This window comes from Streptomyces turgidiscabies Car8, from assembly GCF_000331005.1.
Classification (GTDB): domain Bacteria; phylum Actinomycetota; class Actinomycetes; order Streptomycetales; family Streptomycetaceae; genus Streptomyces; species Streptomyces turgidiscabies.
Genome location: NZ_AEJB01000042.1, coordinates 1 through 20,273, shown reverse-complemented (window position 1 = coordinate 20,273; position 20,273 = coordinate 1). Strand labels below are relative to the sequence as shown.

20 protein-coding genes are annotated in these 20,273 nt (G+C 68.9%); 12 read left to right on the top strand and 8 right to left on the bottom strand.

The features are described from left to right. Nucleotides 1-21: 21 nt before the first annotated feature. Genes pgl through tkt form a run of 5 tightly spaced genes read right to left on the bottom strand, consistent with a single transcriptional unit; the run spans nucleotide 22 to nucleotide 6,607 of the window. Nucleotides 22-762: a 6-phosphogluconolactonase gene (pgl, locus tag STRTUCAR8_RS03235; RefSeq protein WP_044471554.1), complete on the bottom strand. Its 741-nt coding sequence runs from the start codon at nucleotides 760-762 to the stop codon at nucleotides 22-24. Nucleotides 763-803: 41 nt separating this feature from the next. Beyond that, nucleotides 804-1,841: a glucose-6-phosphate dehydrogenase assembly protein OpcA gene (gene opcA, locus STRTUCAR8_RS03230; protein WP_006373976.1), complete on the bottom strand. Its 1,038-nt coding sequence runs from the start codon at nucleotides 1,839-1,841 to the stop codon at nucleotides 804-806. Further along, a complete protein-coding gene (gene zwf / locus STRTUCAR8_RS03225) occupies nucleotides 1,838-3,361 on the bottom strand; it encodes a glucose-6-phosphate dehydrogenase (RefSeq protein WP_006373972.1) in 1,524 nt (507 codons plus the stop codon). The genes opcA and zwf overlap by 4 nt, the downstream gene beginning before the upstream one ends. Before the next feature lie 4 nt (nucleotides 3,362-3,365). Further along, a complete protein-coding gene (tal, locus tag STRTUCAR8_RS03220; RefSeq protein ID WP_006373971.1) occupies nucleotides 3,366-4,484 on the bottom strand; it encodes a transaldolase in 1,119 nt (372 codons plus the stop codon). A 35-nt stretch (nucleotides 4,485-4,519) separates the two neighbouring features. Further along, nucleotides 4,520-6,607: a transketolase gene (gene tkt / locus STRTUCAR8_RS03215; protein ID WP_006373977.1), complete on the bottom strand. Its 2,088-nt coding sequence runs from the start codon at nucleotides 6,605-6,607 to the stop codon at nucleotides 4,520-4,522. 394 nt (nucleotides 6,608-7,001) lie between these two features. Between tkt and STRTUCAR8_RS03210 the strand changes: the two genes are divergently transcribed. The 4 genes from STRTUCAR8_RS03210 to STRTUCAR8_RS03195 all read left to right on the top strand — a co-directional run bounded on the left by STRTUCAR8_RS03210 (nucleotide 7,002) and on the right by STRTUCAR8_RS03195 (nucleotide 10,395). Continuing rightward, nucleotides 7,002-7,925 carry a heme o synthase gene (locus STRTUCAR8_RS03210; protein ID WP_179200446.1) on the top strand — a complete coding sequence of 308 codons (924 nt, stop codon included), beginning with the start codon at nucleotides 7,002-7,004 and terminating at the stop codon, nucleotides 7,923-7,925. A gap of 142 nt (nucleotides 7,926-8,067) precedes the next feature. After that, nucleotides 8,068-8,382, top strand: a complete 315-nt coding sequence (locus STRTUCAR8_RS03205; protein WP_044471553.1) for a hypothetical protein — start codon at nucleotides 8,068-8,070, stop codon at nucleotides 8,380-8,382. Nucleotides 8,383-8,500: 118 nt separating this feature from the next. Continuing rightward, nucleotides 8,501-9,607 (top strand): amidohydrolase family protein, encoded by a 1,107-nt coding sequence (locus tag STRTUCAR8_RS03200; protein WP_006373961.1) that lies wholly within the window; start codon nucleotides 8,501-8,503, stop codon nucleotides 9,605-9,607. A gap of 17 nt (nucleotides 9,608-9,624) precedes the next feature. After that, complete coding sequence (locus STRTUCAR8_RS03195; RefSeq protein WP_006373968.1) at nucleotides 9,625-10,395, top strand: nucleotidyltransferase domain-containing protein; 771 nt, start codon at nucleotides 9,625-9,627, stop codon at nucleotides 10,393-10,395. 57 nt (nucleotides 10,396-10,452) lie between these two features. On the opposite strand, the gene STRTUCAR8_RS03190 is transcribed toward STRTUCAR8_RS03195, so the two are convergent. The 3 genes from STRTUCAR8_RS03190 to STRTUCAR8_RS03180 all read right to left on the bottom strand — a co-directional run bounded on the left by STRTUCAR8_RS03190 (nucleotide 10,453) and on the right by STRTUCAR8_RS03180 (nucleotide 13,338). Then, nucleotides 10,453-11,469 carry a COX15/CtaA family protein gene (locus STRTUCAR8_RS03190; RefSeq protein WP_044471552.1) on the bottom strand — a complete coding sequence of 339 codons (1,017 nt, stop codon included), beginning with the start codon at nucleotides 11,467-11,469 and terminating at the stop codon, nucleotides 10,453-10,455. Nucleotides 11,470-11,543: 74 nt separating this feature from the next. Next, nucleotides 11,544-12,326 carry an ABC transporter permease gene (locus STRTUCAR8_RS03185; RefSeq protein ID WP_006373962.1) on the bottom strand — a complete coding sequence of 261 codons (783 nt, stop codon included), beginning with the start codon at nucleotides 12,324-12,326 and terminating at the stop codon, nucleotides 11,544-11,546. An 88-nt stretch (nucleotides 12,327-12,414) separates the two neighbouring features. Beyond that, the gene (locus tag STRTUCAR8_RS03180) at nucleotides 12,415-13,338 is read right to left on the bottom strand and encodes an ABC transporter ATP-binding protein (protein ID WP_044471551.1); all 924 of its coding nucleotides are present in this window, start codon (nucleotides 13,336-13,338) and stop codon (nucleotides 12,415-12,417) included. A 227-nt stretch (nucleotides 13,339-13,565) separates the two neighbouring features. On the opposite strand from STRTUCAR8_RS03180, the gene STRTUCAR8_RS03175 reads away from it, so the two are divergent. Genes STRTUCAR8_RS03175 through STRTUCAR8_RS03140 form a run of 8 tightly spaced genes read left to right on the top strand, consistent with a single transcriptional unit; the run spans nucleotide 13,566 to nucleotide 20,239 of the window. Then, on the top strand, nucleotides 13,566-14,360 hold the full coding sequence (locus STRTUCAR8_RS03175) for a helix-turn-helix transcriptional regulator (protein ID WP_044471550.1): 795 nt from the start codon (nucleotides 13,566-13,568) through the stop codon (nucleotides 14,358-14,360). After that, complete coding sequence (gene sufB / locus STRTUCAR8_RS03170) at nucleotides 14,357-15,781, top strand: Fe-S cluster assembly protein SufB (protein ID WP_006373970.1); 1,425 nt, start codon at nucleotides 14,357-14,359, stop codon at nucleotides 15,779-15,781. The genes STRTUCAR8_RS03175 and sufB overlap by 4 nt, the downstream gene beginning before the upstream one ends. A gap of 57 nt (nucleotides 15,782-15,838) precedes the next feature. Then, complete coding sequence (gene sufD / locus STRTUCAR8_RS03165) at nucleotides 15,839-17,062, top strand: Fe-S cluster assembly protein SufD (RefSeq protein ID WP_044471549.1); 1,224 nt, start codon at nucleotides 15,839-15,841, stop codon at nucleotides 17,060-17,062. Further along, on the top strand, nucleotides 17,062-17,391 hold the full coding sequence (locus tag STRTUCAR8_RS03160) for a non-heme iron oxygenase ferredoxin subunit (RefSeq protein ID WP_006373969.1): 330 nt from the start codon (nucleotides 17,062-17,064) through the stop codon (nucleotides 17,389-17,391). Before sufD ends, STRTUCAR8_RS03160 begins: the two co-directional genes overlap by 1 nt. Before the next feature lie 7 nt (nucleotides 17,392-17,398). Further along, nucleotides 17,399-18,166, top strand: coding sequence for a Fe-S cluster assembly ATPase SufC (gene sufC / locus STRTUCAR8_RS03155; RefSeq protein ID WP_006373965.1), 768 nt, complete (start codon nucleotides 17,399-17,401; stop codon nucleotides 18,164-18,166). Beyond that, a complete protein-coding gene (locus tag STRTUCAR8_RS03150; protein ID WP_006373973.1) occupies nucleotides 18,163-19,419 on the top strand; it encodes a cysteine desulfurase in 1,257 nt (418 codons plus the stop codon). Before sufC ends, STRTUCAR8_RS03150 begins: the two co-directional genes overlap by 4 nt. A 20-nt stretch (nucleotides 19,420-19,439) precedes the next feature. Continuing rightward, a complete protein-coding gene (gene sufU, locus STRTUCAR8_RS03145) occupies nucleotides 19,440-19,907 on the top strand; it encodes a Fe-S cluster assembly sulfur transfer protein SufU (protein WP_044471548.1) in 468 nt (155 codons plus the stop codon). Next, a complete protein-coding gene (locus tag STRTUCAR8_RS03140) occupies nucleotides 19,904-20,239 on the top strand; it encodes a metal-sulfur cluster assembly factor (RefSeq protein WP_006373967.1) in 336 nt (111 codons plus the stop codon). Before sufU ends, STRTUCAR8_RS03140 begins: the two co-directional genes overlap by 4 nt. Nucleotides 20,240-20,273 lie beyond the last annotated feature (34 nt).

Sequence of the window (20,273 nt, the reverse complement as noted above, 5' to 3'; positions counted from 1 at the left end):
CCTACCCGATGTCGGCGTCTGTCAGGGGGAGGCCGGGGGGTACAGCGTTCTCGGGAGTTGGGATGCTGCTGCGGCGTCCAGGAGCCACAGGGTGCGTTGTCTGCCGTACGCCCCTGCTGCCGGGGCCTGGATCTCGCCCGCGCCCGACAGAGCTATCGCCGCCGCTCCCGCCTTGTCCTCGCCCGCCGCCAGCAGCCATACCTCGCGGGCCGCGCGGATCGCCGGGAGGGTGAGGGTGACCCGGGTGGGTGGGGGTTTCGGGGCGCCGTGGACGCCCACGACCGTGCGCTCCGTCTCCCGGACCGCCGGCAGCTCCGGGAAGAGCGATGCCACGTGGGTGTCCGGGCCCACGCCCAGCATCAGGACGTCGAAGGTCGGGACCTGGCCGTGGGATTCGGGGGTCGCCGACTTGGCCAGTTCCGCCGCGTACGCCTCGGCCGCGGCGTCCACGTCCGAACCGTACGGGCCGTCCGACGCGGGCATGGCGTGGACGCGGCTCGGGTCCAGCGGCACCGCGTCCAGCAGCGCCGCCTTCGCCTGGGTGACGTTGCGGTCGGGGTCGCCCTCGGGCAGGAAGCGCTCGTCTCCCCACCACAGGTCGAGCCGGGCCCAGTCGATGGCGTCCCGGGCGGGCGCGGCGGCCAGGGCGGCCAGCAGGCCGTTGCCGTTGCGCCCGCCCGTGAGCACCACCGACGCCGAGCCCCGCGAGGCCTGCGCGTCCACGATCTTCGTGATCAGGCGGGCCGCCGCGGCCTCGGCCATCAGCTCCTTGTCGCGGTGGACGACGAGCTGCGGTGCCGTACTCACTTCGCGGCCACCTTCTTCACCGGTGGCATCTTGGCCGGAGTCGCCCTTTCGGGAGCATCCGCCTTCTCGGCCGAAGCCGAAGCCGAAGCCGCCGTCTCCGGTGCCGGCGTAGCGGACAGCCGCTCCACCCCGTACCGCAGTGCCGACGCGTAGGTGTCGTCCGGGTCCAGGCGCCGCAGCTCCTCCGCCATCAGCTCGGCCGTCTCACGGCGCTTGAGCGCCACCGCGCGGTCGGGCTGGCCCTGGATGGAGAGGGTCGCCAGGGTGCCGTCGGCGCGGTCCAGGGTGATGGGGCCCGTGCTCGTCCGCATGCGGACCGCCGTCAGACCCGGGCCCGAGGACAGGGAACGCTTCACCGGGACGTCCAGCCGGTCCGCCAGCCACATCGCCAGCAGCTCGCAGCTCGGGTTGAACTCCTCGCCCTCCACCTCGACCGCGTCCACCTCACAGGTGACCTGGTCCAGGGCGGCGGCCAGCATCGACCGCCACGGGGTGATCCGGGTCCAGGACAGGTCCGTGTCGCCGGGTGTGTAGGCGTCCGCGCGTGCCGCGAGCTCCCGTACGGGCTGCTCAGCCGCGTACGTGTCCGTCACCCTGCGCTGTGCCAGGGCGCCCAGCGGGTCCTTCGCCGGGTCCAGCGGGGCGTTCACCGGCCACCAGACGACCACCGGGGCGTCGGGCAGCAGCAGGGGCAGGACCACCGAGTCGGCGTGGTCGACGACCTCGCCGTACAGACGCAGGACGATCGTCTCGCCGCTGCCCGCGTCCGCGCCGACCCTGACCTCGGCGTCGAGGCGGGACGTCGTACGGTCGCGGGGGGAGCGGGAGACGCGCTTGACGACGACCAGGGTGCGTGAGGGGTGCTCGCGCGAGGCGTCGTTCGCCGCCTTCAGGGCGTCGTACGCGTTCTCCTCGTCGGTGACGATGACGAGGGTGAGGACCATTCCGACGGCGGGGGTGCCTATGGCCCTTCGGCCCTGCACCAGCGCCTTGTTGACCTTGCTGGCCGTGGTGTCCGTGAGGTCGATTTTCATGGGCGCCGCCAGCTCCGTCCGTCTCGTTCGAGCATTTCGTCCGCCTCGACGGGGCCCCACGTGCCCGACTGGTACTGCGCGGGCTTGCCGTGCTTGTCCCAGTACTGCTCGATCGGGTCGAGGATCCGCCAGGACAGCTCGACCTCCTCGGTGCGCGGGAAGAGGTTGGAGTCGCCCAGGAGGACGTCCAGGATCAGGCGCTCGTACGCCTCGGGGCTCGACTCCGTGAAGGACTCGCCGTACGCGAAGTCCATGGACACGTCCCGGATCTCCATCGAGGTGCCGGGCACCTTGGAGCCGAAACGGACCGTGATGCCCTCGTCGGGCTGGACGCGGATGACGATCGCGTTCTGGCCCAGTTCCTCCGTCGCCGTGTGGTCGAAGGGGGAGTGGGGGGCCCGCTGGAAGACCACCGCGATCTCGGTGACGCGACGGCCCAGACGCTTACCGGTGCGCAGGTAGAAGGGGACCCCGGCCCAGCGGCGGTTGTCGACCTCGACCTTGATCGCCGCGTAGGTGTCGGTCTTCGACTTGGGGTCGATGCCGTCTTCCTGGAGGTAGCCGATGGCCTTCTCGCCACCCTGCCAGCCCGCCGCGTACTGCCCGCGGACCGTGTTCGCGCCCAGGTCCTGCGGCAGTTTGACCGCGCCGAGCACCTTGGTCTTCTCGGCGGCCAGAGCGTCCGCGTCGAAGGAGGCCGGCTCCTCCATGGCCGTCAGGGCCATCAGCTGGAGCAGGTGGTTCTGGATGACGTCACGGGCCGCGCCGATGCCGTCGTAGTAGCCAGCCCGGCCGCCGATGCCGATGTCCTCGGCCATCGTGATCTGTACGTGGTCCACGAAGGACCGGTTCCAGATCGGCTCGAACATCTGGTTGGCGAAGCGGAGCGCCAGGATGTTCTGGACGGTCTCCTTGCCGAGGTAGTGGTCGATCCGGAAGACCTGGTCCGGAGCGAAGACCTCCTCGACGGTCGTGTTGAGGTCCTCGGCCGACCTGAGGTCGTGGCCGAAGGGCTTCTCGATGACCGCACGCCGCCAGGAACCGTTGTCCTGGTCCGCCAGACCGTGCTTCTTCAGCTGCTTGATGACCACCGGGAAGGCGGACGGCGGCACGGAGAGGTAGAAGGCGAAGTTGCCGCCCGTCCCCTGTGCCTTGTCCAGCTCCTCGATCGTCGAGCGCAGCCGCTCGAAGGACTCGTCGTCGTCGAAGGTGCCCTGGACGAAGCGCATCCCCTGGATGAGCTGCTGCCAGACCTCTTCACGGAACGGCGTACGGGCGTGCTCCTTGACGGCGTCGTGGACCTCCGCCGCGAAGTCCTCGTTCGCCCACTCGCGCCGGGCGAAACCGACGAGGGAGAAGCCCGGTGGCAGCAACCCGCGGTTGGCGAGGTCGTACACGGCAGGCATCAGCTTTTTGCGTGACAGGTCGCCGGTGACCCCGAAGATGACCAGGCCCGACGGCCCCGCGATACGCGGGAGCCGCCGGTCTGCGGGGTCACGCAGCGGGTTGCTGCTTGACAAGGTTTCAGCCCTCCGAGGGGGCGAGGCGCTTCAGTTCCGCCTCTGTCGACTTGAGCAGGTCGGTCCAGGACGCCTCGAACTTCTCGACGCCCTCGTCCTCGAGCAGCTGGACCACTTCGTCGTACGAGATGCCGAGCTTCTCGACGGCGTCGAGCTCGGCACGGGCCTGCTCGTACGTACCGGCGATGGTGTTGCCGGTGATCTGTCCGTGGTCCTCGGCGGCGAACATGGTCGCCTCCGGCATGGTGTTGACCGTGTTCGGCGCGACCAGGTCGTCGACGTACAGGGTGTCCTTGTACGCCTTGTCCTTGACGCCGGTCGAGGCCCACAGCGGGCGCTGCTTGTTGGCCCGTGCCTTGTCGAGGGCCGCCCAGCGGTCGGAGGAGAAGATCTCCTCGTACGCCTGGTAGGCGAGCCGCGCGTTGGCCAGACCGGCCTTGCCGCGGGCGGCCTTGGCCTCGTCGGTGCCGAGCGCGTCGATCCGCTTGTCGATCTCGGTGTCCACGCGGGACACGAAGAAGGACGCCACCGAGTGGATCTTGGAGAGGTCCAGGCCGCGCTCCTTGGCCTTCTCCAGGCCCGAGAGGTAGGCGTCCATGACCTTGCGGTAACGCTCCAGCGAGAAGATCAGCGTGACGTTGACGCTGATCCCGAGGCCGATGACCTCGGTGATCGCCGGAAGACCCGCCTCGGTGGCCGGGATCTTGATGAGCGTGTTCGGCCGGTCCACCAGCCAGGCCAGCTGCTTGGCCTCGGCGACGGTCGAGAGGGTGTTGTGGGCGAGACGGGGGTCGACCTCGATCGACACCCGGCCGTCCTGACCCTGCGTCGCGTCGAAGACCGGACGCAGGATGTCGGCGGCGTCACGGACGTCCGCCGTCGTGATCATGCGGATGGCCTCTTCGACGGTGACCCCGCGGGCGGCGAGCTCGGTGACCTGCGGCTCGTAGCCGTCACCGCTGCTGATCGCCTTCTGGAAGATCGACGGGTTGGTCGTGACGCCCACGACGTGCTGCTGGTCGATCAGCTCGGCGAGGTTGCCGGACGTGATCCGCTGGCGCGACAGGTCGTCCAGCCAGATCGCGACGCCTTCTTCGGAGAGGCGCTTGAGTGCGTCTGTCATGGAAATTACATCTCCTACGAGTCGTTATGTCAGCGTCAGCGCTGGGCTGCGGCGATCGATTCCCTGGCTACTGCGGCCACGTTCTCGGCAGTGAAGCCGAACTCCTGGAAGAGGACCTTGCCGTCGGCCGACGCGCCGAAGTGCTCCAGGGAAACGATGCGACCCGCGTCCCCGACGTACTTGTGCCAGGTGAGGCCGATACCGGCCTCGACCGCCACGCGCGCCTTGACGGACGGGAGCAGAACGCTCTCCCGGTACCCCTGGTCCTGCTCCTCGAACCACTCCACACACGGCATCGACACGACGCGTGTCGGTACTCCCTCCGCCTGGAGCTGCTCGCGGGCGCCGACGGCCACGTGGACCTCGGAGCCGGTCGCGATGAGGATGACCTCGGGCGTGCCGCCCTCGGCGTCGAAGAGGACGTAACCGCCCTTGGCCGCGTCCTCGTCGGCCTCGTACGTCGGCACGCCCTGGCGGGTCAGCGCGAGACCGTGCGGGGCGCCCTTGCCGAAGACCTTCGTCCAGCGCTTGAGGATCTCGCGCCAGGCGATGGCCGTCTCGTTGGCGTCGGCCGGGCGCACCACGTTCAGGCCCGGGATGGCGCGCAGCGACGCGATGTGCTCGACCGGCTGGTGCGTCGGGCCGTCCTCGCCGAGACCGATGGAGTCGTGCGTCCACACGTACGTCACCGGAACGTGCATCAGCGCGGACAGCCGCACCGCGTTGCGCATGTAGTCGGAGAAGACGAGGAACGTACCGCCGTAGACACGGGTGTTGCCGTGCAGGGCGATGCCGTTCATCTCGGCGGCCATCGAGTGCTCGCGGATACCGAAGTGGATCGTGCGCCCGTACGGGTCCGCCTCCGGCAGCGGGTTGCCCTTCGGGAGGAAGGAGGACGTCTTGTCGATGGTCGTGTTGTTCGAGCCGGCCAGGTCGGCCGAGCCGCCCCACAGCTCCGGGATGACCGCGCCCAGCGCCTGCAGGACCTTGCCGGACGCGGCACGGGTGGCGACACCCTTGCCCGCCTCGAAGACCGGGAGCTTCTCCTCCCAGCCGCCCGGCAGTTCACCCGCGGCGATGCGGTCGAACTCGGCGGCGCGCCCGGCGTTGCTGTTGCGCCACTCCTGGAACGACTTCTCCCACTCCGCCCTGGCCTGACGGCCGCGCTCCAGCGCCTCGCGGGTGTGGTCAAGGACGGCGTCCGAAACCTCGAAGGACTGCTCCGGGTCGAAGCCGAGGACCCGCTTGGTGGCCGCCACCTCGTCGTCGCCGAGGGCCGAGCCGTGCGCGGCCTCGGTGTTCTGGGCGTTCGGGGCGGGCCAGGCGATGATCGAGCGCATCGCGATGAACGACGGCCTGTCGGTGACCTGCTTGGCGGCCTGCACGGCGTTGTAGATGGCGTGCGGGTCGAGGTCACCGTCCGGCTTCGGGGCGATCCGCTGCACATGCCAGCCGTACGCCTCGTACCGCTTGACGACGTCCTCGGAGACGGCCGTCTCGGTGTCGCCCTCGATCGAGATGTGGTTGTCGTCCCACAACAGGACCAGGTTGCCGAGCTTCTGGTGGCCGGCCAGCGAGGACGCCTCCGCGGAGATGCCCTCCTGCAGGCAGCCGTCACCGGCGATCGCGAAGATGAAGTGGTCGAACGGCGACTCCCCCACGGGGGCCTGCGGGTCGAACAGACCGCGCTCGTAACGGGCGGCCATCGCCATGCCCACAGCGTTGGCGACACCCTGGCCCAGCGGACCCGTCGTCGTCTCCACGCCCGTCGTGTGCCCGTACTCCGGGTGGCCGGGGGTCTTCGAACCCCACGTCCGGAACGCCTTCAGGTCATCCAGCTCCAGGCCGAAACCGGCCAGGTAGAGCTGGGTGTAGAGGGTCAGGGACGAGTGACCGGCGGACAGCACGAAACGGTCGCGCCCGACCCAGTCGGCGTCCGCCGGGTCGTGCCGCATCACCTTCTGGAAAAGGGTGTACGCGGCGGGGGCCAGGCTCATCGCCGTACCGGGATGGCCGTTGCCGACCTTCTGTACGGCATCGGCGGCCAGGACGCGGGCGGTGTCCACAGCCCGCTGGTCCAACTCGGTCCACTCGAGGTCTGTGGTGGTCGGCTTGGTGCTCACCCTGGGTCAGGGCTCCTCTCCACATGTCTAATGCCGGCGTCCTCGGTGTCCACCGGCTGCCGGGGGCTGACACCCTCGGCCTTTGTCGAGCCTACCCTCGTACGAACGTGCATTATTTCGAGTCATTCCAGACTGCCGGGACTGCTTCGCATCCGCCTCCCGACCGCTGCCGGACTGCAATACGAAGCGCGCCGCCCGACTGCTCAATCGAGCTACGTCGCGCCCATCACAAAGCGCCCCTCAACACGACCCCACCCCCGCGAAGGGCGGGGTCTGGGCAACGTCTAGAGTGGCGTGGTAAGCGCGAGCCTTTACCGGGACTTCACACCGGAGGCTTGTTGGAATGTCTCTGTCAGGGGTGTGCGTGACGGCCGTTGAATCCCGTCCAGCGGGGATGACCGGGACGAGCCAGAGCCAGAGCCAGAGTCACCGGCCGTTCGGGGCCCGGGTCATGGCGTTCGTTGCTCTCACAAAGCCGCGGATCATCGAGCTGCTGCTCATCACCACCGTTCCGGTGATGTTCCTGGCGGAGCAAGGTGTACCGGACTTCGGGCTGGTCCTGCTCACCTGCCTCGGCGGCTACCTCTCCGCAGGAGGTGCCAACGCGCTCAACATGTACATCGACCGTGACATCGACGCGCTCATGGACCGCACCTCGCAGCGGCCCCTGGTCACCGGCATGGTCAGCCCGCGCGAGTGCCTGGCCTTCGGCATCACCCTCGCCGTCGCCGCCACGCTCCTCTTCGGCCTCACGGTCAACTGGCTGTCGGCCTGGCTGTCGCTGGGCGCGCTCCTCTTCTACGTGGTCGTCTACACGATGATCCTGAAGCGGCGTACGTCGCAGAACATCGTGTGGGGCGGCATCGCGGGCTGCATGCCGGTCCTCATCGGCTGGTCCGCCGTCACGAACTCGCTCTCCTGGGCGCCGCTCATCCTCTTCCTGGTCATCTTCTTCTGGACCCCGCCGCACTACTGGCCGCTGTCCATGAAGGTGAAGGACGACTACGCGCGCGTGGGTGTGCCGATGCTTCCCGTCATCGCCTCCAACAAGACGGTCGCCCGGCAGATCGTGGCGTACAGCTGGGCGATGGTCGCGGTCTCGCTGCTGCTCACTCCGTTGGGTTACACGGGCTGGTTCTACACCGTGGTCGCGCTCGCGGCGGGCGGCTGGTGGCTGTGGGAGGCGCATGCCCTGCAGGGGCGCGCGCGGGCTGAGGTGGCCGGCGGAAAGCTCAAGGAGATGCGGCTGTTCCACTGGTCGATCACCTATGTGTCGCTGCTGTTCGTGGCTGTGGCTGTGGACCCGTTCTTGCGGTAAGCATTTCGGCCGCGGGTCCGCCGTGGCTGGTCGCGCAGTTCCTCGCGCCCCTGAAGGGGCGCCCCAGCCACCGGCGATACGTGGTCAAGGCCACTTCCCCTTGCCGTCGCCAGTTGATCTACCCGTCGGTAGCATCCTCGGTATGGCAGATACGCAGGAGCGCACGGTGGCCAGGCTCGCCAAGCAGATCGACGGCTTCGCCAAGCAGCACGGTGGCGCCGAGGGGCAGGTGGCCTACATCGGGGAGCGTGGGGCCCGGATCGTGCTGGTGGGCGAGGACGGCGGCTGGGGTGATCTCGTTGCCCCCACGTACGCGATCGCCCAGCAGGCCGTCGAGAAGGCCGGTATCACCGTCCACGAGGACTTCGACGGCGAGTTCGCGGCCAAGGTGACGACCGGACCGTACGAGTGGACGCGCATGGCGGGAATCCAGCTGGGCGGCCCGCGCAACCCGTGAGCGCGGGGAGTGGCCGGTCGGCGTCGGTCGTTCCCACGGGGTGTGCGCGAGCAACACCTGATGGTCGGTTCACCCGTTAGGACCTTAGGAACACACGGTCCAGCCACGGGGAGCCCGGATGATCGAAACGCCGTCCCTCGTCGACCAGTACTGCCACGGCGTACTGAGAACAGAGCTGGGTCTCGGCACCTTCGAGGCGCAGCTCGCGCGTACCGAGGGGCCGCCCGCCGCCGGGACCACCCTCTTCGACACCCAGACCGGGTTCGCCGTACGCCGCTGGTGCCCCCCGCTGCTGGGCCTGGAACCGCATGCTCCCCCCGCCCGTTATCTCGCCCGGCGCCGTGAACTCGGCGTACTGGAAACGGGCAGGCGGCTGCTGCGGGGGAGCGGAATCACGACATACCTGGTCGACGCCGGGCTGCCGGGCGACCTCACCGGGCCGGCCGAGATGGCCTCCGCGGGGGCCGCCGACGCCCATGAGATCGTCCGCCTCGAACTCCTGGCCGAGCAGGTCGCCGACACCTCGGGCACCGTCGAGTCCTTCCTCGCCAACCTCGCCGAGTCGGTGCACGGCGCGGCGACGAGCGCCGTGGCCTTCACCTCCGTCGCGGGCGTACGGCACGGACTGGCGCTCGCACCCGATCCGCCGGGGCCGGGAGAGGTACGGGGCGCGGCGGGCCGCTGGCTGGCCGGACGCCGGGTCGGCGGCCCGCTCAGCGACCCCGTGCTGCTGCGCCACCTGCTGTGGATCGCGGTCGCTTCGGGCCTGCCGCTCCAGCTCCACGCGGGGCTGGGCGAACCGGGCTTACGCATCGACCGCACCGATCCGGTCCTGCTCACGGACTTCGTCCGCGCGACGGCCGGGCTCGGCACCGACCTGGTGCTGCTGCACGGCTACCCCTACCACCGGCACGCGGCCCACCTCGCCGGTGTCTTCCCGCATGTGTACGCCGACCTGGGCGCTGCCCTCGTCCGTACCGGCGCCCGGGCCGCCGCCATCCTCGCCGAGATCCTCGAACTCGCCCCCTTCGGCAAGATCCTCTTCTCCAGCGGCGCCCAGGCCCTGCCCGAACTCCATGTGGTGGGCGCCCGCCTCTTCCGCGAGGCCCTCGGCCGGGTACTCGGCGGCTGGGTCGCCGAGGGGGCGTGGTCGCTGGGTGACGCGCAGCGAGTGGCCGGAATGATCGCTGCGGGCAACGCACGGCGGGTGTACGGGCTGCGGTGACTGTGAAGACTGGGGGCATGACGACACCCGGGACTCGGACGACGGATGCCCTGACCGATGCCTTACTGGACCGCTTCCTGGGGGAGCTGCGAGCACTCGCCCCGGTCGCCGTCTGGGCCCACGGATCACTCGGAGGGGGCGACTACCAGGAGGGCCGCAGTGACCTCGACCTGATCGCCGTCCTGGACGGGCCGATCGGGCCGGGCACCGCCTGGCAGGTGGGCAAGCTGCACGCACGTCTGCGCACCGACCCGCTCGCCCCGCTGCTGCACTGCACCTACCTGTCCGACGCGACGACGGCCAATCCCGAGCGACGGCACCTCACCTGGGCGCACAGCGAGCTGTTCCGGCGGACCGTCACCCCGGTGACCCGGCGTGAGCTGCACACCTTCGGACGGGTGCTGTACGGGAAGTCGCCGGGGGAGCTGCTTCCGGTGGTGGCGGACCGGCAGCTGACCGACTTCGTCGTACGGGACCAGCGCGACTTCTGGCGGCCCACCGTGGACAAGGCCCACCTCTGGACGCAGGACGTCTGGGTCGACCTGGGGCTGGTCACGTTCGCCCGGGCGACCATGACCCTGCGGGACGGCAGCCTGCTCTCGAAACGGGAGGCCCTTGACCTGCTGCCCGGGCTCGGGGCGCCCGTAAAGGTCGTCGAGGACATCGCGCGACGGCGGTACGGGCAGGAGGGCGGCCGGGTCGACGCCGGGTGGCGCGAGCGGCGCGGCGAGCTGACGCGGGACTACCTGGGCGACGCGATCGACCACCTGGTGACCTCGTACACCTGACCGCGTACACAGACCGCGTAGAACGTGACGCACGCGTGCGTGCGTCACGTCGTCGGTCTACGCGCGCGTGCCCACCGTCGCCTCGGCCGCGGGGCCCGAGACGTCGGCCAGGGCGTCGGTCGTGGCGCGCTCGCGCAGGGCGAGCAGGACACGCAGGACGGCGATCCACACCAGCGCCGAGCCGAGCATGTGCAGGCCGACGAGGACCTCGGGCAGGTTCGTGAAGTACTGGACGTACCCGATGATCCCCTGGGAGAGCAGGATCAGGAACAGGTCCCGGGTGCGGTCCAGCGGGCCCTTGGGGGCGTCGACCGCCTTCAGGACGAACCACAGGGCGAACGTCAGGGTCACCACGATCCAGGCGAGCACCGCGTGCAGTTTGCTGACGGTCTCCCAGTTCAGTGGCATGCGCTCGATCTCGCTCGAGTCGCCGGCGTGCGGGCCGGACCCGGTCACCACCGTGCCGACCGCGATCAGCAGCACCGTGGCGACCACCAGGAACCACACCAGCTGCTGGACCGCCTTGCCGACCAGCGGGCGGGGTGCCTCGTCGCTCTCCTGGGTGCGCTGCCACATCACCGCGGCGACCGCGATCAGGGCGGAGGACAGCAGGAAGTGGGCCGCGACCGTGTACGGGTTGAGGCCGACCAGGACGACGACGCCGCCCAGGATCGCGTTGCTCATGACGACCCAGAACTGCGCCCAGCCGAGCCGGGTGAGGCTGCGGCGGTACGGCTTCTCCGAGCGGGCGGCGATGATCGCCCAGCCGACCGCAGCGCACAGCACGTACGTCAGCATGCGGTTGGTGAACTCGATGACGCCGTGCACGCCCATCGCACTGGTCGTCGTCAGGGAGTCGTCGGTGCACTTGGGCCAGGTCGGGCAGCCGAGGCCCGAGCCGGTCAGTCGTACGGCACCGCCGGTGACCACGATGACCACCGACATGACGAGCGCGGCGAGCGCCGCCCGCCGCAAGGTTCTGGGGGTCGGGGTCCAGCGGGCGGCGATGAAGGCGAGCGGGTTCCGCAGGGCGGAAAGGGCCTCGGCGGGGGTCATCTTTGGCACGCTTCCCATCGTAGGCGGCTGCTTGTGCACACTTTCACGAGGGGTCCCCCGGCCTCCCCCGGCCGCGTTCGGCTCGTTACGGCTCACTCCCAGCGGAAGAACCGGCCGGCCGCCGCCAGCCCCACGACCGCCCAGACCGCGAGGATCCCCAGGTCACCCCACGGCATGCCGGAACCGTGCTGGAGGACGTCCCGCAGCCCGTCCGACAGGGCCGAGATCGGGAGCAGGGCCAGCACGTCCTGGACGCCGGACGGGAACTTGTCCAGCGGGACGATCACCCCGCCGCCCACCAGGAGCAGCAGGAAGACGAGGTTCGCGGCTGCCAGGGTGGCCTCCGCCTTCAGGGTGCCCGCCATCAGCAGGCCGAGGCCCGAGAACGAGGCCGTGCCGAGGAGGAGCAGCAGGAGTACGGCGAAGGGGTCGCCGTGCGGGGACCAGCCGAGCGCGAAGGCGATCACCGTCACCAGGGCGACCTGGAGAACCTCGGTGACCAGCACGGACGCTGTTTTCGCCGTCATCAGGCCCCAACGGGGGAGCGGGGAGGAGGCGAGCCTCTTCAGGACGCCGTAGCGGCGCTCGAAGCCCGTCGCGATGGCCTGACCCGTGAAAGCCGTCGACATCACGGACAGCGCGAGGATGCCCGGCGCGAGGAAGTCGACCGCCTTGCCGGTGCCCGTGTCGACGATGTCCACCGAGCCGAACAGCAGCAGGAGGAGGGTGGGGATGACCACCGTCAGCAGCAGCTGTTCGCCGTTGCGCAGCAGCATCCTCGTCTCCAGGACCGCCTGGGCTCCGATCATGCGGGGGAGCGGGGCGGCGCCGGGCTGCGGGGTGTAGGTCCCCGGAGTGGTCGGGGCGGTGGTCATGAGCGCAGCTCCTTGCCCGTGAGCTCCAGGCTGTGTCTTCCCGGGGGACGACCCCCGGACCCCCGGCAGATTCTTGTGTGGGCCGGAATCACGAACGCAACTCCTTGCCGGTCAGCTCCAGAAAAACGTCTTCCAGGGTGTGCCGTTCCACCGAGATCCGGTCCGGCATCACCCCGTGCTGGGCGCACCAGGACGTCACCGTCGCCAGCAGCTGCGGGTTGACCTTGCCGCCGACGCGATACGCGCCCGGGGTCAGCTCGACGGCCGTGCAGTCCGCCGGGAGGGCCTTGAGCAGGGAGCCGACGTCCAGACCGGGCCGGCCCATGAAGCGCAGGGTGTTCTCGGCGCCGCCGCGGCACAGCTGGTCCGGGCTGCCCTGGGCGATGACCTTGCCGGCGTCGATGATGGCGACGTCGTCGGCGAGCTGCTCGGCCTCGTCCATGTGATGGGTGGTGAGGATGACCGAGACGCCGTCGGCGCGCAGATCCCGTACGAGATCCCAGGTGGCGCGGCGGGCCTGGGGGTCGAGGCCGGCGGTCGGTTCGTCGAGGAAGACCAGCTCGGGTCGGCCGACGACGGCCATGGCGAGCGCCAGGCGCTGCTGCTGGCCCCCGGAGAGGCGGCGGTAGGTCGTCCGGCCGCAGCTGCCGAGGCCGAGGCGTTCGACGAGTGCGTCCACGTCCAGGGGGTGCGCGTGCAGCTTGGCCACGTGGCGGAGCATCTCGTCGGCGCGGGCGCCCGAGTAGACGCCGCCGGACTGGAGCATCACGCCGACCCGTGGCCGCAGGGCGGCGGATTCGCGTACCGGGTCGAGGCCCAGGACACGTACCGTCCCGGAGTCCGGTCTGCGGTATCCCTCGCAGGTCTCGACGGTGGTCGTCTTGCCCGCGCCGTTCGGGCCGAGTACGGCCGTGATGCCCGCCCGGGCCACCAGGTCGAGGCCGTCCACGGCGGTTTTCGTGCCGTACCGCTTCACCAGGGCCTGGACCTGGACCACGGGCTCGCTTCGCATGGGTCCAGAGTCTAGGTACGGGAGGTGTCGTCCAGGTGCGCGGGGGCCGGATCCAGGCTCGGTACGGGACCGCCCCAGCCCTGCTCCCGTGCTGCTCAGGGCCGTCCGCTGATCGATCAAAGATCGTTTCCGCAGGTCAGGTTAGGTGAACCTAAGTGATGCAAGGCACCGCCAAGGAGACGGGACGCGGCTTGCCGCGCTCTGAGGAATTACGCAACAATGGTGTTGTGAAAAACGTCGGCGAGGATCGGGAGGCCCCCATGGGTGCCCCCCAGGAGGATGTCGCGACAGGTGAGCGCTCGACGCGCAACCGGGTCGCGCGGTCCATCCTGGACCACGGTCCCTCGACCGTCGCCGAGCTCGCCGGGCGCCTGGGCCTGACCCATGCGGCCGTACGGCGTCACCTTGACGCGCTGGTCGCCGACGATGTCGTACAACCGCGTGAGCAGCGGGTCTACGGGGCACGCACCCGCGGCCGGCCCGCCAAGGCCTTCGCGCTCACCGACTGCGGGCGTGACGCCTTCGACCAGTCCTACGACAAGCTCGCCATGGACGCGCTGAGCTGGATCGCGGCGCGTGAGGGCGGCGACGAGGCGGTGCTCGCGTTCGCGCGGGCCCGGTTCGCCGAGCAGGCCGCGAAGTACCGTGAGGCGGTCGAGGCCGCCGGCCCCGAAAAGCGCGCCGAAGCCCTGGCCAAGGCCCTGAGTACGGACGGGTACGCTGCTACGGCGCGCAGCGCACCGGTCGGAGAGCAGCTCTGCCAGCACCACTGCCCGGTGGTCCATGTCGCGGAGAAGTTCCCGCAGCTCTGCGAGGCGGAGACCGAGATCTTCTCCCAGCTGCTCGGAACGCATGTCCAGCGGCTCGCGACCATCGCCCACGGCGACGGTGTGTGCACGACATTCATCCCGAAGGCCTCGCACGCCTCGACTCCACCCGCTTCACCCGCTCCACAGTTGTCCACCACGTTGACCACCGCCCATAAAGCATCCGCAAGTACCGCCGGGAGGAACCCAGCATGACGCTCCCCATCGAGGAGACTGCCCACCCCGAGCTCGAGGGTCTGGGCACGTACGAATACGGCTGGGCCGACTCCGACGTGGCCGGTGCCTCTGCCAAGCGCGGCATCAACGAGGACGTCGTCCGCGACATCTCCTCGAAGAAGTCCGAGCCCGAATGGATGACCAAGCTCCGCCTCAAGGGCCTGCGCCTCTTCGAGAAGAAGCCCATGCCGAACTGGGGCTCGGACCTGTCGGGCATCGACTTCGACAACATCAAGTACTTCGTGCGTTCCACGGAGAAGCAGGCGGAGTCCTGGGAGGACCTGCCCGAGGACATCAAGAACACGTACGACAGGCTCGGCATCCCGGAGGCGGAGAAGCAGCGCCTGGTCGCCGGTGTCGCCGCGCAGTACGAGTCGGAGGTCGTCTACCACCAGATCCGTGAGGACCTGGAGGAGCAGGGCGTCATCTTCCTCGACACCGACACCGCGCTGAAGCAGTACCCGGAGCTCTTCAAGGAGTACTTCGGGACCGTCATCCCGGTCGGCGACAACAAGTTCGCGTCGCTGAACTCCGCGGTGTGGTCCGGCGGCTCCTTCATCTACGTGCCGAAGGGCGTGCAGGTCGAGATCCCGCTCCAGGCCTACTTCCGTATCAACACGGAGAACATGGGCCAGTTCGAGCGGACCCTGATCATCGTCGACGAGGGTGCCTACGTGCACTACGTCGAGGGCTGTACGGCGCCGATCTACAAGTCGGACTCCCTGCACAGCGCGGTCGTCGAGATCATCGTCAAGAAGAACGCGCGCTGCCGCTACACCACCATCCAGAACTGGTCGAACAACGTCTACAACCTGGTCACCAAGCGCGCCGTGGCGTACGAGGGCGCGACCATGGAGTGGATCGACGGCAACATCGGCTCCAAGGTCACCATGAAGTACCCGGCCGTCTACCTGATGGGCGAGCACGCCAAGGGCGAGACCCTGTCGATCGCCTTCGCGGGCGAGGGGCAGCACCAGGACGCCGGTTCCAAGATGGTCCACATGGCGCCGAACACCTCTTCGAACATCGTGTCGAAGTCGGTGGCGCGCGGTGGCGGCCGTACGTCCTACCGCGGTCTCGTCGAGATCGGCGAGGGCGCCCACGGCTCCAAGTCCAACGTGCTGTGCGACGCGCTGCTGGTGGACACCATCTCCCGCTCCGACACGTACCCGTATGTCGACGTCCGTGAGGACGACGTGTCCATGGGCCACGAGGCGACCGTCTCCAAGGTCTCCGACGACCAGCTCTTCTACCTGATGAGCCGCGGTCTGTCCGAGTTCGAGGCGATGGCGATGATCGTGCGCGGCTTCGTCGAGCCGATCGCCAAGGAACTGCCCATGGAGTACGCGCTGGAACTCAACCGGCTGATCGAGCTCCAGATGGAAGGCTCGGTCGGCTGACCGCCGGTCGCCGTCCCGTCAAGCCACTTACGCAGGAAAGAGAGCAGACCGACAGCCATGGCTGAGGCCCAGAATTCCCCCACGCTCGGCTCCGCTCGCGCGGGGGGACCCCCATCGGTGGGCAGCACCACCGCCGGCTCGATCGCGGTGGCCGCTGCCGCCGAGTCGACCGTCGCGACGCGCATGAGCGCGCCGCCGTCCTTCGACGTGGCGGACTTCCCCGTCCCCCGCGGCCGTGAGGAGGAGTGGCGGTTCACCCCGCTGGAGCGCCTGCGCGGGCTGCACGACGGCACCGCCGTCGCCACCGGCACCGGTGTGAAGGTGGACGTCCAGGCACCCGAGGGCGTCACCGTCGAGGCCGTCGGCCGTGACGACGCGCGCCTCGGGCGGGCCGGCACCCCCGTGGACCGCGTCGCCGCCCAGGCGTACTCCGCCTTCGAGGTGGCCGGTGTGATCACCGTCCCCAAGGAGACGGTCCTCGCCGAGCCGATCCGCGTCGCCGTACACGGCGAGGGCGGTGTGGCCTACGGCCACCAGGTCATCGAGCTGGGCGCCTTCGCCGAAGCCGTCGTCGTCATCGACCACACCGGTGACGCCGTGCTCGCCGCCAACGTCGAGTACGTCCTCGGTGACGGTGCCAAGCTCACCGTCGTCTCCGTCCAGGACTGGGACGACCAGGCCGTGCACGTCGCCCAGCACAACGCGCTGATCGGCCGCGACGCCACCTTCAAGTCCTTCGTGGTCACCTTCGGCGGCGACCTCGTACGCCTCCACCCGCGCGTCTCCTACGCCGGTACCGGCGGCGAGGCCGAGCTGTTCGGCCTGTACTTCACGGACGCCGGCCAGCACCAGGAGCACCGCCTCCTCGTCGACCACAACACCCCGCACTGCAAGTCGAACGTCGTCTACAAGGGCGCGCTCCAGGGCGAGGGCGCCCACGCGGTGTGGATCGGTGACGTGCTCATCGAGGCCAAGGCCGAGGGCACCGACACCTACGAGATGAACCGCAACCTGGTTCTCACCGACGGCGCCCGTGTGGACTCCGTACCGAACCTCGAGATCGAGACCGGCGAGATCGTCGGCGCCGGGCACGCGAGTGCCACCGGCCGGTTCGACGACGAGCAGCTGTTCTACCTGATGGCCCGCGGCATCCCGGCCGACGAGGCCCGCCGGCTGGTCGTCCGCGGCTTCTTCGCCGAGCTGGTCCAGCAGATCGGCGTCGAGGACATCCAGGACCGCCTTCTCGCGAAGATCGACGAGGAGCTGGAGGCATCCGTCTGATGACCGCCTCTTCGACGTTCGTACGCGCCTGCGGGCTGAGCGAGCTGGACGAGGACACCCCGAAGCGGGTGGAACTCGACGGCACGCCGGTCTCGGTCGTCCGTACCGAGGGTGAGGTGTTCGCGATCCACGACATCTGCTCGCACGCGAACGTCTCGCTCTCCGAGGGCGAGGTGGAGGACTGTCAGATCGAGTGCTGGCTGCACGGCTCCAGCTTCGACCTCCGCACCGGCAAGCCGTCCGGCCTTCCCGCGACGCGCCCCGTCCCCGTATATCCCGTAAAGATCGAAGGGGACGATGTGCTCGTCTCCCTCACCCAGGAGTCCTGAGGCACCCATGGCAACGCTTGAAATCCGAGACCTGCACGTCACCGTCGAGGCCGACAACGCCACGAAGGAGATCCTCAAGGGTGTCGACCTGACCGTGAAGCAGGGCGAGACGCACGCCATCATGGGCCCCAACGGCTCCGGCAAGTCGACCCTCGCCTACTCGCTCGCGGGTCACCCGAAGTACACGATCACCAGCGGCACCGTGCTGCTCGACGGCGAGGACGTCCTGGAGATGTCCGTCGACGAGCGAGCCCGCGCGGGCCTGTTCCTGGCGATGCAGTACCCGGTCGAGATCCCCGGCGTCTCCGTCTCCAACTTCCTTCGTACGTCCGCCACCGCCGTCCGCGGTGAGGCGCCGAAGCTGCGCCTTTGGGTGAAGGAGGTCAAGGAGGCCATGCAGCGCCTCAACATGGACCCCTCCTTCGCCGAGCGCAACGTCAACGAGGGCTTCTCCGGCGGTGAGAAGAAGCGCCACGAGATCCTCCAGCTGGAGCTGCTCAAGCCGAAGATCGCGATCCTCGACGAGACGGACTCCGGTCTGGACGTCGACGCCCTGCGCATCGTCTCCGAGGGCGTCAACCGCGTCCGCGAGTCGGGCGAGGTCGGCACCCTGCTGATCACGCACTACACGCGCATCCTGCGCTACATCAAGCCCGACTTCGTCCACGTCTTCTCCGACGGCCGGATCGCCGAGTCCGGCGGCGCCGAACTCGCCGACAAGCTGGAGAACGAGGGCTACGAGGCTTACACCACGAAGGGTGGCGTATCCGCGTGACACAGCTGCCGGGCCTCCTCGACACCGAGGCGATCCGTAAAGACTTCCCGATCCTCGACCGGGTGCTTCACGACGACAAGAAGCTCGTCTACCTGGACAACGCGGCGACCTCGCAGACGCCCCGCCAGGTGATCGACACCCTCTCCGAGTACTACGAGCAGCACAACGCCAACGTGCACCGTGGCATCCATGTGCTCGCCGAGGAGGCCACGGCGCTGTACGAGGGCGCGCGCGACAAGGTCGCCGCGTTCATCAACGCGCCCAGCCGCGACGAGGTGATCTTCACCAAGAACGCCTCCGAGTCGCTGAACCTCGTGGCCAACATGCTGGGCTGGGCCGACGAGCCCTACCGGGTCGACCACGAGACCGAGATCGTCATCACGGAGATGGAGCACCACTCCAACATCGTGCCGTGGCAGCTGCTCGCGCAGCGCACGGGCGCGAAACTGAAGTGGTTCGGCCTGACCGACGACGGCCGGCTCGACCTGTCGAACATAGACGAGGTCATCACCGAGAAGACGAAGATCGTCTCCTTCGTGCTGGTGTCCAACATCCTGGGCACGGTCAACCCGGTCGAGAAGATCGTGCGCCGCGCGCAGGAGGTCGGGGCCCTGGTCCTGATCGACGCCTCGCAGGCCGCCCCGCACATGCCGATGGACGTACAGGCCCTCCAGGCCGACTTCGTGGCCTTCACCGGTCACAAGATGTGCGGCCCGACGGGCATCGGGGTGCTGTGGGGCCGCCAGGAGCTGCTGGAGGACCTCCCGCCGTTCCTCGGTGGCGGCGAGATGATCGAGACCGTGTCGATGCACTCGTCGACATATGCTCCCGCCCCGCACAAGTTCGAGGCGGGCACTCCGCCGATCGCCCAGGCGGTCGGCCTCGGTGCGGCGATCGACTACCTCTCCGCGATCGGCATGGACAAGATCCTCGCCCATGAGCACGCGCTCACGGAGTACGCGATGAAGCGGCTCGGGGAGGTCCCCGACCTGCGGTTCATCGGCCCCAGCACGGCCGAGGACCGGGGTGCGGCGATCTCCTTCACGCTCGGCGACATCCACCCGCACGACGTGGGCCAGGTCCTCGACGAGCAGGGCATCGCGGTCCGCGTCGGCCACCACTGCGCCCGCCCGGTCTGCCTGCGCTACGGAATTCCTGCGACCACGCGAGCGTCGTTCTATCTGTACTCCACGCCGGCCGAGATCGATGCTCTGGTCGACGGACTGGAGCACGTACGGAACTTCTTCGGCTGAGGAGATTGGCGAGCGATCGCATGAAGCTTGATTCGATGTACCAGGAAGTCATCCTGGACCACTACAAGCACCCGCACGGGCGTGGTCTGCGGGACGGCGACGCCGAGGTGCACCACGTCAACCCGACGTGCGGCGACGAGATCACCCTGCGCGTGAAGTACGACGGTACGACGATCAGTGACGTCTCGTACGAGGGCCAGGGCTGTTCGATCAGCCAGGCATCGGCCTCCGTGCTGAACGAGCTCCTCGTCGGCAAGGACGTGTCCGAGGCGCAGAAGATCCAGGAGACCTTCCTGGAGCTGATGCAGTCCAAGGGCAGGCTCGAACCGGACGACGCGATGGAGGAGGTGCTGGAGGACGCTGTCGCGTTCGCCGGTGTCTCCAAGTACCCGGCCCGGGTGAAGTGCGCGCTGCTGAGCTGGATGGCGTGGAAGGACGCGACGGCCCAGGCTCTGGGTTCGGACGCCGCCGAAAGGAAGACGGCATGAGCGAGACAACCATTGAGATGAAGCCGGCCTCGGAGGACGAGGTCCGTGAGGCGCTGTACGACGTCGTCGACCCCGAACTGGGGATCGACGTCGTCAACCTCGGCCTGATCTACGGCATTCACATCGACGACGCCAACATCGCGACGATCGACATGACCCTGACGTCGGCGGCCTGTCCGCTCACGGACGTCATCGAGGACCAGGCCAAGTCCGCCACGGACGGCATCGTCAACGAACTGCGCATCAACTGGGTGTGGATGCCGCCGTGGGGCCCGGACAAGATCACGGACGACGGACGCGACCAGCTTCGGGCGCTCGGTTTCAACGTCTGAGCATCACGCGAACGAACGCTGTACACGAAAGCGG

What these genes read in the sequence shown, in the direction of transcription:
- STRTUCAR8_RS03160 (WP_006373969.1), top strand. Translation starts at nt 17,062, where the DNA reads ATGACCGCCTCTTCGACGTTCGTACGCGCCTGCGGGCTGAGCGAGCTG.
- STRTUCAR8_RS03180 (WP_044471551.1), bottom strand. Translation starts at nt 13,338, where the DNA reads ATGCGAAGCGAGCCCGTGGTCCAGGTCCAGGCCCTGGTGAAGCGGTAC.
- sufD (WP_044471549.1), top strand. Translation starts at nt 15,839, where the DNA reads ATGGCTGAGGCCCAGAATTCCCCCACGCTCGGCTCCGCTCGCGCGGGG.
- STRTUCAR8_RS03185 (WP_006373962.1), bottom strand. Translation starts at nt 12,326, where the DNA reads ATGACCACCGCCCCGACCACTCCGGGGACCTACACCCCGCAGCCCGGC.
- STRTUCAR8_RS03210 (WP_179200446.1), top strand. Translation starts at nt 7,002, where the DNA reads ATGACCGGGACGAGCCAGAGCCAGAGCCAGAGTCACCGGCCGTTCGGG.
- sufU (WP_044471548.1), top strand. Translation starts at nt 19,440, where the DNA reads ATGAAGCTTGATTCGATGTACCAGGAAGTCATCCTGGACCACTACAAG.
- STRTUCAR8_RS03190 (WP_044471552.1), bottom strand. Translation starts at nt 11,469, where the DNA reads ATGGGAAGCGTGCCAAAGATGACCCCCGCCGAGGCCCTTTCCGCCCTG.
- sufC (WP_006373965.1), top strand. Translation starts at nt 17,399, where the DNA reads ATGGCAACGCTTGAAATCCGAGACCTGCACGTCACCGTCGAGGCCGAC.
- pgl (WP_044471554.1), bottom strand. Translation starts at nt 762, where the DNA reads ATGGCCGAGGCCGCGGCGGCCCGCCTGATCACGAAGATCGTGGACGCG.
- sufB (WP_006373970.1), top strand. Translation starts at nt 14,357, where the DNA reads ATGACGCTCCCCATCGAGGAGACTGCCCACCCCGAGCTCGAGGGTCTG.
- opcA (WP_006373976.1), bottom strand. Translation starts at nt 1,841, where the DNA reads ATGAAAATCGACCTCACGGACACCACGGCCAGCAAGGTCAACAAGGCG.
- STRTUCAR8_RS03140 (WP_006373967.1), top strand. Translation starts at nt 19,904, where the DNA reads ATGAGCGAGACAACCATTGAGATGAAGCCGGCCTCGGAGGACGAGGTC.
- STRTUCAR8_RS03200 (WP_006373961.1), top strand. Translation starts at nt 8,501, where the DNA reads ATGATCGAAACGCCGTCCCTCGTCGACCAGTACTGCCACGGCGTACTG.
- tal (WP_006373971.1), bottom strand. Translation starts at nt 4,484, where the DNA reads ATGACAGACGCACTCAAGCGCCTCTCCGAAGAAGGCGTCGCGATCTGG.
- STRTUCAR8_RS03205 (WP_044471553.1), top strand. Translation starts at nt 8,068, where the DNA reads ATGGCAGATACGCAGGAGCGCACGGTGGCCAGGCTCGCCAAGCAGATC.
- STRTUCAR8_RS03195 (WP_006373968.1), top strand. Translation starts at nt 9,625, where the DNA reads ATGACGACACCCGGGACTCGGACGACGGATGCCCTGACCGATGCCTTA.